This is a genomic window from Romboutsia sp. 13368, assembly GCF_018336475.1.
In the GTDB taxonomy this organism is placed as follows: Bacteria; Bacillota; Clostridia; order Peptostreptococcales; family Peptostreptococcaceae; genus Romboutsia.
Window position 1 is genome coordinate 1,190,697 of the sequence record NZ_CP048741.1, and the last position, 489, is coordinate 1,191,185.

Below are 489 nucleotides of genomic sequence, written 5' to 3' on the forward strand. Positions count from 1 at the left end.
AATTTTTTATAATGTCAATTTTATGTTTTTGGTATTATATTTACTGTAAGTATTGATAATTGCCCTAATTTAGCCATTTCTTAAATAAATATTTTCAAAATGTTATTTTTACATTTTAAACCTATTTATACTACATTAACTAAAATATTATCAATCGTGTTTATATATAATAAAAATTCTAGTAAATAAAAAGCCTGTGTAATACACAGGCTCCGAGCGTTGACATAAGTATAGACGGAAGTGCTGATGGCTTTGCCATTGACCAGTTTGTTCCAAATCCACCGAAAAACATTATAACTACTAATGCAATTGAACTTATCTCTTTAGTTAGTTCATAATCTGAAAAATATATTCCTACAATACCATCAGATCCAAATAACATTCCTAATGCAATAAAAATAAGTAGTATTGGTACCCCAAATTTATACAATACTTTACTCGAGGTTATTGAAATTAGTAATACTAAACTAGCTATAATCATTAATTTAA

General features: G+C 25.8%; 1 protein-coding gene. It reads right to left on the reverse strand.

The window, feature by feature from the left end; all coding sequences use genetic code 11:
- Window positions 1–178 precede the first annotated feature (178 nt).
- On the reverse strand, window positions 179–489 hold a 311-nt coding region (locus tag G3997_RS04855; RefSeq protein ID WP_330616248.1), incomplete at its 5' end, for a cation:proton antiporter domain-containing protein.